The organism is Streptomyces sp. NPDC016851 (assembly GCF_055562795.1).
On sequence record NZ_JBVHEP010000036.1, the window covers coordinates 47395 to 60982 of the forward strand.

The window sequence follows — 13588 nt, forward strand, 5'->3', positions numbered from 1 at the left end:
CCGGCACCGCGCAGCGGTCCACCGGTGGGGTCAGCCCGCCGCGTCCACCAACGCCAGTTCGTGCAGCCGCTCCGGGGGGCCCGGACGGGCGTAGTACCAGCCTTGTGCCGTATCGCACCCCAGGATCCGCAACTGCTCGGCCTGCGCACCCGTCTCGACGCCCTCGACCGTCACCGCGAGGTCCAGGCTGTGGGCCAGCGAGACGATCCCCTCGACGATCTTCAGGTCGACGGGGTCGGCCGGGAACTGCTGCATGCTCTGTGTGAAGGAACGGTCCAGTTTCAGGATGCTGACCGGCAGGCGGCGCAGATTGGCGAGGTTGGAGTAGCCGGTGCCGAAGTCGTCCAGGGCGATGTCGACGCCCATCTCCGCCAGGCGGCGCAACGGCTTCAGCAGATCGTCGTCCGCACCGATCAGCGCCGACTCCGTGACCTCCAGGCAGAGGGCGTCCGGTTCCATGCCCGTGCGTTCCAGGATGTCGACGGTGTCCTGGACCAGACCGGGATGGGTCAACTGGCAGGGCGAGAGATTGACGTTGATCCGCAGCGGGCCCACGGCCTCGGCCCCACCGTGCAGTTCCCGCCACTCGCGGGCCTGCCGCACCGACTGTTCCAGGACCCACCGGCCCAACGGCACGATCAGCCCGGTGTGTTCGGCGAGCGGGATGAACCGGTCCGGGCCGAGCACCCCGTGCTGCGGATGCAGCCAGCGCACCAGGGCTTCCGCACCGCGCACACTGCCGTCGCCGAGATGGACCAGCGGCTGGTACTCGATGAAGAACTCGCCCCGCTCCAGGGCCGTCGGCAGCGCCGTGGTCAGCCCGTGCCGGGTGATGGCGCGGGCGTCCGCCTCCGGGTCGGCGATTTCGAAGCGGTTGCCGCCCGCCGACTTGGCCCGGTACATGGTGATGTCGGCGCTGCGCAGCACCTCGGCCGGGCTGCGCTCGCCGGCCGGGCCCTCGACGATGCCGATGCTGCCGCGCACGGTCAGCTCCCGGCCGTCGACGCTGATCGGGGCGAGCAGCGCGTTCATGATGCGCGTGGCGAGCTCGTCGACCTCGCGCTGGGTGTCGGGGCCCGTGGTCAGGGCCACGAACTCGTCACCGCCGAGCCGGGCGACCATCTCACCGGGTGCGGTGGCGCAGGACTGGAGCCGGTCGGCGACCTCCACCAGCAGCCGGTCGCCGGCCGCGTGGCCGAGGCTGTCGTTGACGGTCTTGAAGCCGTCGAGGTCGAGGTAGCACAGGCCGAACCGCTGACCCTCGCCGGCGCTCAGTGCCTTCTCCAGGCGCTCGAAGAAGAAGGTGCGGTTCGGCAGCCCGGTCAGCGCGTCGTGCGTGGCCTCGTAGCGCAGCCTCAGGTTGAGCAGCCGCCGCTCGGTGGTGTCCTCCATGAGCGCGAGCTGGTACTGCGGAGAGCCGTCGGCGTCCCGCAGCAGGGAGACCGTCAGATTGGTCCACAGGACCGTTCCGTCAGGGCGGTAGAACGCCTTCTCCACGTGGTAGTGCTCGCGCTCGCCGCGCACGAGTTCGTCGTAGAGCCGCCAGGTCTGCGGCGCGTCGTCGGGGTGGGTCCACTCCATGACGTTGCGGCTGCGCATCGTCTGCTCGGAGACCCCGAACATGCGCAGCAGCGCGCCGTTGACCTGGAGGATGTTGCCGTCGAGGTCGGCCATGCCGATGCCTATGGCCGCACCCTCGAAGACCGCGCGGAAGCGGGCCTCGGTCGCGTGCAGGGCCTGTGCCACCACGCCCTGCGCCCGGAGGGCGGCCTGGGCGATGGCCTCCTGTTCGGCCAGGGTCCGTTCGCGCAGCGCCTGCGCGAAGCCCGCGGCCATCGCGTGCTGGAGGCGTGCGGAGCGCGCCCGCAGGTCCTCCTGGTCGCCGTCACCGCCGCAGTACAGGACCAGGTAGGCGTCCACGCAGTCCAGCGTGCGGCTGAGCGCCTCCGGGTCGGTGCAGTGCGCGTCCACGAGGGCGGCGCCCACCGCCCTGCCCTCGTCGGCGTCGAAGGCGCGGGCCAGCAGCGCCCGGCTCAACCGCCGGGCCAGCGGCAGCAGTTCTTCCTCGAACTCGGGCCGGGTCGACGACGTCGAGGTGACCGGGAAGACGGCCCGGCTCCAGATCGTCGCGAACCGGCGCAGTCTGTCCTCCGGCCCGTCCGGTTCCGCGATCACGCCGTACGCCCCACGCCCGCGAACCCGGAGAACGCATACGGATCCTCGTCCTCCGGTGCGGTGTCGGGCCGCCAGCGCGGCATCGCCACCAGTCCGGGTTCCACCATGTCGTACCCCTTGAAGAACCGCGCGATCTCCTCGCGCGAGCGCATGATCAGCGGGTTGCGGATGTCCTGGTACACGTTCACCGCGCCCCCGGCCCGCTCCGGCGGCAGCGGGATCCCCTCGTACGAGGCATGGCTGAGCACGAGCAGGCTGCCGGGCGCGAGCGCATCGCTCAGCTCGGCCACCGCCCCGTACGGGTCGTCCTCGTCTTCCACGAAGTGCAGTATGGCAACGAGGAGCAGCGCCACTGGCTGATTCAGGTCGATCAGCCGCTCCACCTCGGGGCTGCGCAGGATCTCCTGGGGCTTGAGCAGGTCCGCGGCGACGACGGCCGCGTCGTCGTTGCCCTCCAGGACCGCCTCACTGTGCGCCACGGCCACCGGGTCGTGGTCGACGTACACCACGCGCGCGCCGGGGCGGGCGGCCTGGGCCACCTCGTGCACGTTGCCGAAGGTGGGTATGCCGGAGCCGATGTCCAGGAACTGGCCGATGCCCTGGCCGGCCGCGTACCGGACGGCGCGGCGCATGAACGCCCGGTTCGCCTGCATGATCTTGGGGAGCCCCGGCATGAACTCCATGGCCCTGCGGGCCGCTTCCCGGTCGACCTCGAAGTTGTGCGATCCGCCCAGGTAGTAGTCGTACATCCGGGAGACGCTGGGCACCGAGATGTCGATGCTCCGTGGGGCCCAGGCGGGACGCTCCATCTATCTCTCCAAGGCGTAGGCGATCCGGTGTTCGAGCAGAGGCTACTGATCGCCCGCCAATGGAGCGACCCGAAACGGAAATTGACCATCCGTTCCCGGTCACTGCCTGCGGCACGTGCCGAATTGATACCCGCACGCACACCCTTCGAACATATGACGAACAGTGTTCGAGCACGTCAAAACGGTCCGCCCCTCCGTGAGTCACGGAGGGGCGGACCGGGTCGGCTCCGTCGGGTGGAGGAGATGATCAACCCTGGGGAGGTTTCTCTACTTCTCCGACGCGCCGACCAGCTTGCCGTCGGGCCGCACGGCGTACCAGGTGCCACCGACACCCTGGCCGTTGGTGTCGCCGGGAGCCTTGTCACCGGCGAAGGTGTAGATCGGCGAGCAGTTGATCGTCTGCTGCTTGCCCTTGCCGTCGGTCCGGTCGAAGATCATGTAGCCCTTCTCCTGGATGCCCTTGGTGTCGGCGTAGTCGACGGGCTCCACGAGCGGCCACTTCTCCAGGCACTCGCCGGTGCAGTTGGAGACGGGCTTGGGCCAGGCCTCGTCCTTCTTGAAGCGGTAGACGGTCATGCCGTTCTTGTCGACGACGATCTCGCCGAGCTTGGGGTCGTTGCGGGTGGACAGCCCGGGCTGCGCCCCGGCCTCCTCACCGCCGGCCTCCTCGCCGCCGCCGGCCCCGCCGCCCTGCGCCTTCTTGCCGTCGGGGGCCAGTGCGTACCACTTGCCGCCCACGCCCTGGCCCTTGACGTCACCGGCGTTGACGTCCTTGGCGTAGCGGTAGGCCGGCCAGCCGGCGACGGTGAGCTGCTTGGTGCCGTCGGCGCGGGTGACCGAGCCGAGCAGCGACTTGTCGATACCCTCGCCGGCCTCGGCGTCGTCCGCGGGCACCGGCGGCCAGGTCTTGGCGCAGTCGCCGTCGCAGTTCGACTTGGGCGGCTGCTCGGTGTCCTGGTCGAACCGGTACAGAGTGAGGCCCAGGCTGTCGGTCACCACCTTGCCGACCTCCTCGGCGGTGGCGACGGAGAGCTTGCCCGCGGGGTTGGACGGACTGGAAGGGCTCGGCGCGGCCTGCTGGCCGCCCGGGGTGCCGGCGACCCCGTTCCCGGTGCCGATGCTTCCGTAGTCCCCGGGCGCCGCCGAGGCGCCCACGTTCTGGCTGGCCGCCGGAGGGCTGTCCTGACCACACGCCGTCGTCAGCGCCAGGACCGCCGCGGCGCTCGCCACGAGTGAGGCGCTCCGCCAGGAGGTCTTCATCGTCAACTCCCCATAATCGCAAGGGTGTTGCAGCGCCCTGCTGCGCCGCCGCACGGTCATGAGTACGCATGGCGGGCGTGATTGTGTTCAACCACCGGCCAAATTTCTTTCAAGAACCTGTGACGGCGCCGCCCGCCACCGCACACGGGTACGGGCTGAAAGGCCCCCGGGCGACCGCCCGGCAAACCGGCGGCGCCCGGATATCCCTCTTTCGGGGCAATCCCCTTGCGCTCCGGCACGTCCCGGCGGCAGAAGGTTCATGATCTTCGTCGTGCATGGACCCGTATCGACTCAATCCGCCCTCGCCGCAAAGGCCTTGGCGGTGGCGACGCTGACGTGGGCGCTCGTCGGCGCGCCGTCCGGAGTGGCGGTGGCCGACGCCTGCGCGTACGCCTCGACGGGGCCGGACGGCACGGAGGCGGTGTCGGTCGCCGGAAGCAGGACCTGGCCCAAGCCGCCGTGCCCGACACCCACACCGACCCCCACGCCCACCCCGACGCCCACTCCGACGCCCCCGCCACCGAAGCCGACTCCGAAACCTCCGCCGCCGAAGCCGACTCCGAAGCCGCCGCCACCTTCGCCCCCGCCCCCGAAACCGGCCCCCACGGTCAGACCGGAGCCGCCGCCCCCGCCTCCGCCGCCCCCGCCACGCCCGGCACCACCGCCCCGGCCGGCTCCCCGTCCGGTCCCTCCCCCGCCCCCCGCCCCGGCACCGAAGCCGTCGGCGAAGCCCACCCCGCGTCCGTCCGCGTCGCCCGTGCACTACCCGCGGTACCGGGCCGCGCCGCGGCCACGACCGGTGAGCCGCGCCATGTCGCCGCTCACCTTCGTCCTGCTCGTCACGGTGCCCGCGGTGGTCGCCGTCGCCGCGCTGCGCGCGCGCTGATCCCTGAAGCTCTGGAGGCATCTCTTGCCGGAATGGCTTGTTCTCACCCTCGCGATGCTGGCCGCCGGTGTCGTGGTGGTCGTCGTCACCCTCGTACGCCACCGCACGGCGTCCGACGACGAGGACCCCAGCGAGACCCCGGACGTCATCGAGTACATGACGATGTGGATCGGCGTGGTGTACGCCATCGTCCTGGGTCTGGCGATCGCCGGTGTGTGGGAGGGGCGCAGCGCCGCCCAGGACCACGTCCAGGCGGAGGCCACCGCACTGCACGAGATCTCGGAGCGGGTCCGGGTCTACCCGGCCGACGTGCGCGACCGCATCCGGGACGACATCCATACGTACGTGAGCCACGTCGTCACCACCGAGTGGGACACCATGGCCGACCAGAACCAGGTCACCGAGCGCGGCGGTGAACTCTTCGAGCGCGTCCGCCAGGACGTCACCGACTACCAACCGAAGACCGACTTCCAGGCGCAGGCCTACCAGCCGCTCGTCGACCAGGTGACCGCGGCCAGCCAGGCCCGGATCGCCCGGTCGGAGTCGACCGGGGAGACCATGCCGGGCGTGGTGTGGTTCGGGCTGATCGCCGGAGCCGTCGTCACCATCGGGATGATCTTCGTCCTCCAGATCCGCAGAACGACGCGCGAACTGATCCTCGCCGGGCTGTTCTCGGCGCTGATCGCCTTCCTGCTGTTCCTGATCTGGGACTTCGACTCGCCCTACAGCAGGGGCGTGACCGCGTCGGCGGAACCCTTCCTCAACCTGTTCCCGGGGGTCGGCGACTGACGGCACCCGCATCACGGAACTCGGCCGGGGGGCGCGCGACACACCGTCGCCGTCCCCCGTTCGCGTCAACGGGATTCCCTCGGGCGGCCCACACGTGTGCCCCATTCGCACGACTGCGATCGCGCCGTCACGCACACGTTCTTAGCGTTTCGGGCATCGAGGTGCATTCCTGACGTGAGCGGAACAGGTCCGCGGTTGCTCCTCGGGGACCCGGAGGATTCACCATGCGCGCGATATGCGTCGCCTCGGCCTCGGCCGTACTGCTGGGCGCCGGCGCCCTCACCTCCTGCGTGCCGGCCGCCGACGCGGCCATCAAGACCGACTTCGGCTTCAGCGTCGAGCCCTCCACCGTCGCGGCGGGCGGCGAGGTCACACTGCGGGTGGAGCGCAACGAAGCGTGCGAGGGGGAGGCGGCGGTCTCCTCACCGGTCTTCGACGTGGTCGTCATCCCGCCCGAGGAGTCGTCGGCGACGGCCCGGGTCGACCGGGACGCCAAGCCCGGCGCCGTGTACGACGTGGAGTTCGTCTGCGACGAGTCGAGCGGAACCGCACGCCTGACCATCGCCGGCGGCCGTCCGACGCACCACCCCACGCATCACCCGACGCACCACCCCCGCCACCCGTCGAAGGGCGTGCACGCCGGGGAGGGCGGCACCCTCGGCGGTTTCGACCTCAAGGAGATCGGCCTCGGCGCCGCGCTGATCGCGGGCGCGCTGGGCACGGCCTACCACCTCGCCCGCCGCCGCACCGACGAGGACGCAGGCTGACCGGCCCCGCACACCGCAGGTCACGCACCGCACAGCGCGTCACGCACCGCAGCGTCACGCACCGCACAGGTCTGCACCGCACAGGTCTTCGCCCCGGATCCGTCGAGGGATCCGGGGCGAAGACCGTTCACGTGCGAGACGGCTCGTCGAAGGAGTCCAAGGAGCGTGGAGCGAGGCGTCAGACGCGCCGCTCGGCGCGGCGGCGCATCCAGAACACCCCGCCGCCGACGACCGCGGCGGCCACGAGGCCACCGCCGATGGCCATGTCGGTCGGGGTCGCACCGGTGGTGCTGCTGCCGCCGAGACCGCCGCGGACACCGCCGATGACGGTGAAGGCGTGGGGCTTGGTCAGGCTCTTGCCGTTGCACGTGACCGTGATGTCGTACGGCCCCGGGCGGGCGTTGTTCCTGATGGTGGCGGTGCCCTTCGCCGTCTCCCGGGCGCCGGAGACGGGCGAGAGCGTCGCCGGCCTCGTGAACGCGTTGGAGGTGGCCGTGCCACCGTGGCGGCAGCCGTCGACCGTGATGGTCAGCTGGCCGCCGCGGGCGATCACACTGGGCAGGGCGACGATGTTGCTGGGTGTGTCCCACGCGACGGCCGCGGGGGCGGAGAAGCCGAGGGCGGCGACCGCGGCGCCGGCGACCGCCAGGGCACGAGTGTTACGCATGTGAACCTCCGCGGAAGACGCCCCGGGACCCGTCCCCGGTCGATCGGCGAGAAAGCGCCTCCCAGAAAGACAGTCAGTTGCCTTGCCCACACCCGCATTTCGGGAATGGGCCGTCCTGGTGAGAGAAGGCACCGCGGGAGAACCGCGCAATCGGATATCGCCGCAGGTCACGGACCGTCAGAAATTTCCTCGCGGCGGCAACTCGGATGGCGCACCTCATGGCTGCGAAGCCCCCGGACGGCCCGTGACCGCCCCGGAAGCCGCCACCACCCGTTCGCTCCCGCCCCGTCGCCGGTTTCGCGCGCGGCACTTAGCGTTCTGATATGCGCGAACGACACGGCGACGGCCGCGTCGAGAGGGGATGGCCCATGTCTGCGTCCGAGCTGGCCGAGGCGGAAGAGGAGGCGCGGCCGAAGAAGCGCGCCCCGTGGGGCGTGATAGCGCTGGTTCTGCTGACCGGCCTCGCGCTCATCCGGAATGGTTCGGGGGAATTCGACGAGGGCCCACCGCAGCCGGCGACCGCGGCCGCGGCGGACAGCCGCCTGCCCGCGGCCACGTTCGCCGGGTCCGTCAAGCCCCTCCCCTACGCCCTCCCGGACCGGGTCCGGATCCCGGCGATCCAGGTCGACGCGCCGATGATTCCCGTGGGCCTGGACGCGGACGGCTGGGTCGGCGCGCCACCCCCGGAGGACCCGAACCTGGCCGGCTGGTTCACCGGTGCCGTCACCCCCGGCGAGAAGGGCACCGCGGTCGTCGTCGGCCATGTCGACAACCAGCAGGGCCCCGCCGTGTTCTACGGGCTCGGGGCCCTGAAGAAGGGAAACCGCGTCGAGGTCGCCCGGCAGGACGCGAAGACCGCCGTGTTCGAGATCTACGGCATCGAGGTCTTCGAGAAGAACAACTTCCCCGGCGACCGTGTCTACGCCTCCAAGGGGGCGGCGGAACTGCGGGTCATCACCTGCGGCGGCGGTTTCTCCCAGCAGAACGGCTACGAGGGCAACGTCGTCGCCTTCGCCCGCCTGGTCGAGGTGCGCTGAGCGTCCCCCGGCCCGGCGGGCGAAGGCCCCACGGCGGTCTCAGGCGTAGTGCCGCCGCGGCACGGTGACGCGGTAGCCGGAGTCCAGCAGTTCGGGCAGGTAGCGCCGCAGGGCCCGTACGCTCTGCGTGCGGTCGCCCCCGGCGTCGTGCGCGAGCACCACGACACCGGGGGCGGCGCCGTTCTCGACCCGGTTGACGATGGACCGGGTGCCCGGGGTGGTCCAGTCGAGGGTGTCGAGCGTCCAGGCGAGGGGTTCCATGCCGAGTTCGGCGCCGAGTTGGAAGGTGGCGCGGTTCCAGGCGCCGTAGGGGGCGCGGAACCACTCGGGGCGCTCGCCGTAGGCCTCCTCGATGACGTCGCAGGTGCGTTCCAGCTGGGAGCGGATCTGCCGGCGGGTGAGGCGGGTGAGCAGCGGGTGGGACCAGGTGTGGTTCCCCACGACATGGCCCTCGTCGGCCATCCGGGCCAGCAGCACCTTGTGGTCGGCGGCCATCTCCCCGCACACGAAGAACATGGCGCGCACGTCGTACTCGGCCAGGGTGTCGAGGATGGCCGGGGTGTAGCGGGGGTCGGGGCCGTCGTCGAAGGTCAGCACCATGGTCCGCCCGCGTCCGGAGAAGCGCAGCAGCGGTTCCCTGCGTACCAGGGTCCGGCGGGGCGCGGCCTGCGGCGGGCCGTATCCGGTCAGGGGCTGGAGACGGTACGCGGAGGAGCCGAGAGGGCGGCGGGGCTGGGGCCCCGCGGCCGGGACGGACCCGGCGGGGCCTTCCCCGGGGACCGCCGTGAGCACACCGGCCGTGGCGGCCGCTCCCACGACGCCGGCGCCCGCGATCAACAGCCGGCGGCGGGTGAGCAACTGATCCTTCTTCATGACTCATCAGTCGCCCGGCGGAAGGCCGACGCACCTGAGCAACACCGGTGCGGCGGCACGTTTTCACCCGAACGGCCCAAGCAGAAGGGTCAGCGGCCGCGCACCAGGGGGAACGGCAGGGTCTCGCGGATCGTCAGTCCGGTGAGGAACACGACCAGCCGGTCGAGGGTGTGGGTGAGGGACGGAACGCCCACGGGGGTAGGGGTCGGTGCCGGCGGCGCGCAGCCGGTCCAGCTCGCGGTGCCGGACGCGGACCTGGTCGGGCAGGCCGTCCAGAGGATCGGCGGGCTCGGTCCCGTCCCCTCCGGCGAGGCCGAGCGCCGCCAATGACGGCAGCCCGCGCGTGATGGCGGGCCGCTGTCCGCTCTTCGGGTGCCCTCTTCCTCTCCCCCACAACGTGCGCATCGACGGTACGGAGACGAAGCCCTCGGCGATACCGGAGGCGAGGCCGACCCGGGCGAGCGAGGCGGGGTCCGCGTAGCCGAGGACAGGTCGAGGAAGCGGACGAGGGGCGCAGGCCGGTGCGAGCCCTCGAGGGCTCCCGCCCCCGGAACGGAGCTGTGGCCTCCGATAGCCTCGCGGCGTGACGGAACAGCACTCCCCTCAGTTCGAACGGGGCACGGACGGGCCGAAGGTGATCGTGGCCGGGGTGGACGGCTCCGACTCGTCCCTGCGGGCCGCGGCCTACGCCGCCGGCCTGGCCCGCCGCCAGCACGCGCTGCTCGCCGTGGTGTACGTGCAGCCGGTGCTGGCGGCGGGAGCGGCGCTCGGGGCGCCGGTGGCCGAGACGACCGACGAGATCGCCGAGGACCTGGTGGCGTACATCCGGGACGCGGCCGAGCGGCTCAAGGGGATATTCGAGGTCCGCTGGGAGTTCCACACGTTCCGCGGCGACCCGTACGGCGGCCTGGTGAAGGCGGCGGACGAACTCAAGGCGGACGCGGTGGTCGTGGGCGCGTCCGAGCAGGCGGGCCACCGGTTCGTCGGATCGGTGGCGGTGCGTCTGGTGAAGGCCGGGCGCTGGCCGGTGACCGTGGTTCCGTAGGCCTCGACCGGCATGCGGGGACCTAGGTCACTGGTCGGTAGGCAAGCGGGCGTGAGGGCCCGATGATGCGGCGGTGACTTCTTACGCCTTCGACGTGGACGCCTTCCTGCGCCGGCCCCTCACCGCACGCCTCGCCACCAACGGGCCGACCGTCCGCCCCGTCTGGTTCCTGTGGGAGGACGGCGCCTTCTGGGTGCTGACCGGGCCCTGGGCCCGCCTCTTCGGCCGGGTGCGGGCCGATCCCGAGGTCGCGCTGGTGGTCGACGAGTGCGACCTGGCGACCGGGCTGGTCCGGCAGGTGATCGCGCGGGGCCGGGCCGAGCTCGTGCCGTTCGGTGTCGAGCGGGGCAGGCGCAAGCTCGTCCGCTATCTGGGTGCGGACGAGGAGCGGTGGGACGAGCGGTTCGTGCACTATCTGTACGACGATCCCGCGCAGCGGGGGACGGTCTGGCTGCGGCTGAAGCCCGTGTCCCTCGTCGCGCACGACCTGAGTTACGCCGTGGCCCCCTGAGTCGGCGTGGGTCTTGCGCGGTGTCTTCCGTCGCGGGGGCGCCTGGGCCACCATGATCCGCCATCAGCCGTTTGCCGATCGCGAAGAGGTGAGGCGCATGGCCGGGCTCCGGATGGGACAAGGGATTCTCCGTCGCAAACCCATCGAGCTGATCGAGGAGACGGAAGTCGGCAAGGGCACCCAGCTGGAACGCTCCCTGGGGCTGTGGCAGCTGACCGCCATCGGGGTCGGCGGCATCATCGGCGCGGGCATCTTCACCCTCGCGGGAACGGTGGCCAACGGCACGGCGGGTCCGGCCGTGCTCGTCTCGTTCCTCATCGCGGGCGTCGCGAGTGCCGCGGCCGCCCTGTCCTACGCGGAGTTCGCCGGGCTCATCCCGAAGGCCGGTTCCGCCTACACCTACGGCTACGCGGTGCTCGGCGAGCTCGCGGGCTGGTTCATCGGCTGGGACCTGCTGCTGGAGTACACCGCGATCGTGGCGGTGGTCGCGATCGGCATCTCGGGCTACTTCAGCTTCCTGGTCGGTGAGATGGGCGCCGACCTGCCGAACTGGATGCTGGGCGCGCCCGGTACCGGCGACGGGCACAAGGTCGACCTGTTCGCGGCGCTGCTGTGCCTGCTGATCGCGTATCTGCTCACCCTGGGCATCAAGAACGCGGCCCGGTTCGAGACGGTCGTGGTGGTGCTGAAGGTCCTGGTCGTACTGCTGGTGATCGGGGTCGGCGTGTTCCACATCGACACGGCGAACTACAACCCGTTCTTCCCGTACGGGGTCGGCGGGGCGTTCACGGGCGCGGCGACGGTGTTCTTCGCGGTGTTCGGCTACGACGCCATGTCGACGGCGGCCGAGGAGTCCAAGGACGCGCAGCGCCACATGCCGAAGGCGATCATCTACTCGCTCGTCATCTCGATGGTCCTGTACGTGGCGGCCTGCCTGGTGCTGACGGGCATGCAGGACTACAAGGACATCGACAAGGAGAGCGGCTTCTCGACGGCGTTCAAGTCGGTGGGGCTGAGCGGGCTGGCCGACGTCATCGCGGTGGGCGCGATCATCGGCATCCTCACGGTGATGTTCACCTTCATGCTCGGCGTCACCCGGGTGTGGTTCTCCATGTCCCGTGACGGGCTGCTGCCCAGGTGGTTCGCGAAGACGCACCCCACGCGGCACGTGCCCACGCGTGTCACCTGGATCGTGGGGGTCGCGTCGGCCGCCATCGCCGGTTTCCTGCCGATCGGCGAGGCGGCCGAGCTGACCAACATCGGCATCCTGCTGGCGTTCGTGGTGGTGTGCGCGGCGGTGATCGTGCTGCGCTACCGGCAGCCGGACCTGCCGCGCACCTTCCGTACGCCGTGGATGCCGGTCGTGCCGGCGGTGGGCATCGTCTTCTCGATCTGGCTGATCACCTTCCTCCAGTGGCAGACCTGGGCGCGGTTCGCCGTCTGGTTCGCGCTGGGGCTCGTGGTCTACTTCGCCTACTCCTACCGGCGCTCGGAGCTGGCGCGGCGCTGACCGGGCGGTTCTCGCCTACTCCCCCATCACCAGGCCGTCCCCGGCCGCGCCCCGGCTGAGCACGATGTCGCGGATGCGGTCGCGGACGGCCTGTACGCCGGCGCCCTGGGCGATCGCCCGGTTGAGGTTGACGACCCGGCCGGCGTCGACGTCGAACCACTGCGGGACGAACTCGGCCTTCGTCACCTTCCACCGGCCGCCCGGCCGTGCGGGCGGGGCGAAGGTGAAGCGGCCGAGGGTGGACTGGTTGCCGCGCGGGTCCTTGGCGCCCTGGTGGTTGGTCATCTCGCCGGCGATCTGGTCGCCCATGCCGTAGATCACCCAGGTGCCGTTGACCTTCTCGTAGGCCTGCGGGACGTGTGCGTGGGTGCCGAGGATCAGGTCGATGTCGGGGCGGCTCCCGCTGCGCGCGGCGGTGAGGCTCCGGGCCAGGGTCAGCTGCCGTTCGTCGGGGGCGTCCTGCCATTCGGTGCCCCAGTGCAGGGAGACCACGACCACGTCGGCGCCCGCCTCGCGCGCGGCCCGGGCGTCCGCGAGGACCTTGGCCTCGTCGATGAGGTTCACGGCCCAGGGCTGCCCGTCGGGGAGCGGGATGCCGTTGGTGTCGTAGGTGTAGGCGAGGTGGGCGACCTTCGCCGGTCCGGCCCTCAGGACCGTCACCGTGTGGGCCTCCTCCTCGGTGCGTGCCGAGCCGGCGTGCCGGACGCCCGCGCGGTCGAGGGCGTCGAGGGTGCGGCGGATGCCGTCGGCGCCGTCGTCGAGGGTGTGGTTGGAGGCGGTGGAGCAGCCGTCGTAGCCGGTGGTGGCGAGGGCCGGGGCCACCTCGGGCGGGGATTTGAAGGTGGGGTAGCCGGTGTACTCGCCGTTCTCGCCGTACACGGTTTCCATGTGGCACAGGGCCACGTCGGCGCGGGAGACGACGGAGCGGATCCCCGCGAGCATCGGCCGGAAGTCGTAGCCGGTGCCGCCGGCGTCGAAGCGGGCCCGGTCGATGATCGTGTTGTGCGGGAGGACGTCTCCGGAGGCGACCAGTGTGAAGCCGCGTGGTGTGGCCACGGACGGTGCCGGGCGCCCGTGGTCGGCCGGTTCGTGGCTGCGGGCCTGGCAGGCGGCCCCTGCGGCGAGGGCGACGGTCAGGGCCAGGGCCACCTGTCGACTGCGTGCGATCATCCATTCACCCCACTGTGGGCGTTGTGGTCGTATTTACACACAAACAGGAAAGAAGGCACACAGCGCCCCACGCGGCTCCGACACGCTCA

Annotated in this window: 14 protein-coding genes; 7 read left to right on the forward strand and 7 right to left on the reverse strand. The window is 71.3% G+C overall.

All coding sequences use genetic code 11. The features are described 5' to 3' along the window. Window positions 1–30: 30 nt before the first annotated feature. From ACZ3I3_RS38310 to ACZ3I3_RS38325, 4 genes are all read right to left on the reverse strand, one after another. Entirely contained in the window at window positions 31–2175 is a 2145-nt protein-coding gene (locus ACZ3I3_RS38310) for a putative bifunctional diguanylate cyclase/phosphodiesterase (RefSeq protein ID WP_467372399.1), read from the reverse strand. Further along, window positions 2172–2984 carry an SAM-dependent methyltransferase gene (locus ACZ3I3_RS38315; RefSeq protein WP_467372400.1) on the reverse strand — a complete coding sequence of 271 codons (813 nt, stop codon included), beginning with the start codon at window positions 2982–2984 and terminating at the stop codon, window positions 2172–2174. Before ACZ3I3_RS38315 ends, ACZ3I3_RS38310 begins: the two co-directional genes overlap by 4 nt. Before the next feature lie 267 nt (window positions 2985–3251). Beyond that, window positions 3252–4244, reverse strand: coding sequence for an SCO0930 family lipoprotein (locus ACZ3I3_RS38320; protein ID WP_467372401.1), 993 nt, complete (start codon window positions 4242–4244; stop codon window positions 3252–3254). Between the two features lie 291 nt (window positions 4245–4535). Next, on the reverse strand, window positions 4536–4850 hold the full coding sequence (locus ACZ3I3_RS38325; protein ID WP_467372402.1) for a hypothetical protein: 315 nt from the start codon (window positions 4848–4850) through the stop codon (window positions 4536–4538). Between the two features lie 151 nt (window positions 4851–5001). Between ACZ3I3_RS38325 and ACZ3I3_RS38330 the strand changes: the two genes are divergently transcribed. From ACZ3I3_RS38330 to ACZ3I3_RS38340, 3 genes are all read left to right on the forward strand, one after another. Beyond that, the gene (locus tag ACZ3I3_RS38330; protein WP_467372403.1) at window positions 5002–5130 is read left to right on the forward strand and encodes a hypothetical protein; all 129 of its coding nucleotides are present in this window, start codon (window positions 5002–5004) and stop codon (window positions 5128–5130) included. Window positions 5131–5154: 24 nt separating this feature from the next. Then, entirely contained in the window at window positions 5155–5919 is a 765-nt protein-coding gene (locus tag ACZ3I3_RS38335; protein WP_467372404.1) for a bestrophin-like domain, read from the forward strand. Between the two features lie 224 nt (window positions 5920–6143). Further along, window positions 6144–6686 carry a hypothetical protein gene (locus tag ACZ3I3_RS38340; RefSeq protein WP_467372405.1) on the forward strand — a complete coding sequence of 181 codons (543 nt, stop codon included), beginning with the start codon at window positions 6144–6146 and terminating at the stop codon, window positions 6684–6686. Window positions 6687–6864: 178 nt separating this feature from the next. Here the strand turns inward: ACZ3I3_RS38340 and ACZ3I3_RS38345 are convergent, their stop codons facing one another. Beyond that, window positions 6865–7353: a hypothetical protein gene (locus ACZ3I3_RS38345; RefSeq protein ID WP_467372406.1), complete on the reverse strand. Its 489-nt coding sequence runs from the start codon at window positions 7351–7353 to the stop codon at window positions 6865–6867. 368 nt (window positions 7354–7721) lie between these two features. On the opposite strand from ACZ3I3_RS38345, the gene ACZ3I3_RS38350 reads away from it, so the two are divergent. Continuing rightward, entirely contained in the window at window positions 7722–8390 is a 669-nt protein-coding gene (locus tag ACZ3I3_RS38350) for a class F sortase (RefSeq protein ID WP_467372407.1), read from the forward strand. A gap of 39 nt (window positions 8391–8429) precedes the next feature. On the opposite strand, the gene ACZ3I3_RS38355 is transcribed toward ACZ3I3_RS38350, so the two are convergent. Then, window positions 8430–9263 (reverse strand): polysaccharide deacetylase family protein, encoded by an 834-nt coding sequence (locus tag ACZ3I3_RS38355; protein ID WP_467372408.1) that lies wholly within the window; start codon window positions 9261–9263, stop codon window positions 8430–8432. A 583-nt stretch (window positions 9264–9846) separates the two neighbouring features. On the opposite strand from ACZ3I3_RS38355, the gene ACZ3I3_RS38360 reads away from it, so the two are divergent. The 3 genes from ACZ3I3_RS38360 (at window position 9847) to ACZ3I3_RS38370 (ending at window position 12329) form a co-directional block, all read left to right on the forward strand. Beyond that, window positions 9847–10308: a universal stress protein gene (locus ACZ3I3_RS38360; RefSeq protein WP_399405470.1), complete on the forward strand. Its 462-nt coding sequence runs from the start codon at window positions 9847–9849 to the stop codon at window positions 10306–10308. A gap of 73 nt (window positions 10309–10381) precedes the next feature. Continuing rightward, on the forward strand, window positions 10382–10819 hold the full coding sequence (locus ACZ3I3_RS38365) for a pyridoxamine 5'-phosphate oxidase family protein (RefSeq protein ID WP_467372409.1): 438 nt from the start codon (window positions 10382–10384) through the stop codon (window positions 10817–10819). 97 nt (window positions 10820–10916) lie between these two features. Then, window positions 10917–12329: an amino acid permease gene (locus ACZ3I3_RS38370; protein WP_467372410.1), complete on the forward strand. Its 1413-nt coding sequence runs from the start codon at window positions 10917–10919 to the stop codon at window positions 12327–12329. A 15-nt stretch (window positions 12330–12344) separates the two neighbouring features. On the opposite strand, the gene ACZ3I3_RS38375 is transcribed toward ACZ3I3_RS38370, so the two are convergent. Continuing rightward, the gene (locus tag ACZ3I3_RS38375; protein WP_467372411.1) at window positions 12345–13499 is read right to left on the reverse strand and encodes a CapA family protein; all 1155 of its coding nucleotides are present in this window, start codon (window positions 13497–13499) and stop codon (window positions 12345–12347) included. Between the last annotated feature and the right edge of the window lie 89 nt (window positions 13500–13588).

Excerpts from the sequence above, each read along its gene's own strand:
- ACZ3I3_RS38315 (WP_467372400.1), bottom strand. The coding sequence starts at position 2,984 with ATGGAGCGTCCCGCCTGGGCCCCACGGAGCATCGACATCTCGGTGCCC.
- ACZ3I3_RS38320 (WP_467372401.1), bottom strand. The coding sequence starts at position 4,244 with ATGAAGACCTCCTGGCGGAGCGCCTCACTCGTGGCGAGCGCCGCGGCG.
- ACZ3I3_RS38340 (WP_467372405.1), top strand. The coding sequence starts at position 6,144 with ATGCGCGCGATATGCGTCGCCTCGGCCTCGGCCGTACTGCTGGGCGCC.
- ACZ3I3_RS38345 (WP_467372406.1), bottom strand. The coding sequence starts at position 7,353 with ATGCGTAACACTCGTGCCCTGGCGGTCGCCGGCGCCGCGGTCGCCGCC.
- ACZ3I3_RS38350 (WP_467372407.1), top strand. The coding sequence starts at position 7,722 with ATGTCTGCGTCCGAGCTGGCCGAGGCGGAAGAGGAGGCGCGGCCGAAG.
- ACZ3I3_RS38355 (WP_467372408.1), bottom strand. The coding sequence starts at position 9,263 with ATGAAGAAGGATCAGTTGCTCACCCGCCGCCGGCTGTTGATCGCGGGC.
- ACZ3I3_RS38370 (WP_467372410.1), top strand. The coding sequence starts at position 10,917 with ATGGCCGGGCTCCGGATGGGACAAGGGATTCTCCGTCGCAAACCCATC.
- ACZ3I3_RS38375 (WP_467372411.1), bottom strand. The coding sequence starts at position 13,499 with ATGATCGCACGCAGTCGACAGGTGGCCCTGGCCCTGACCGTCGCCCTC.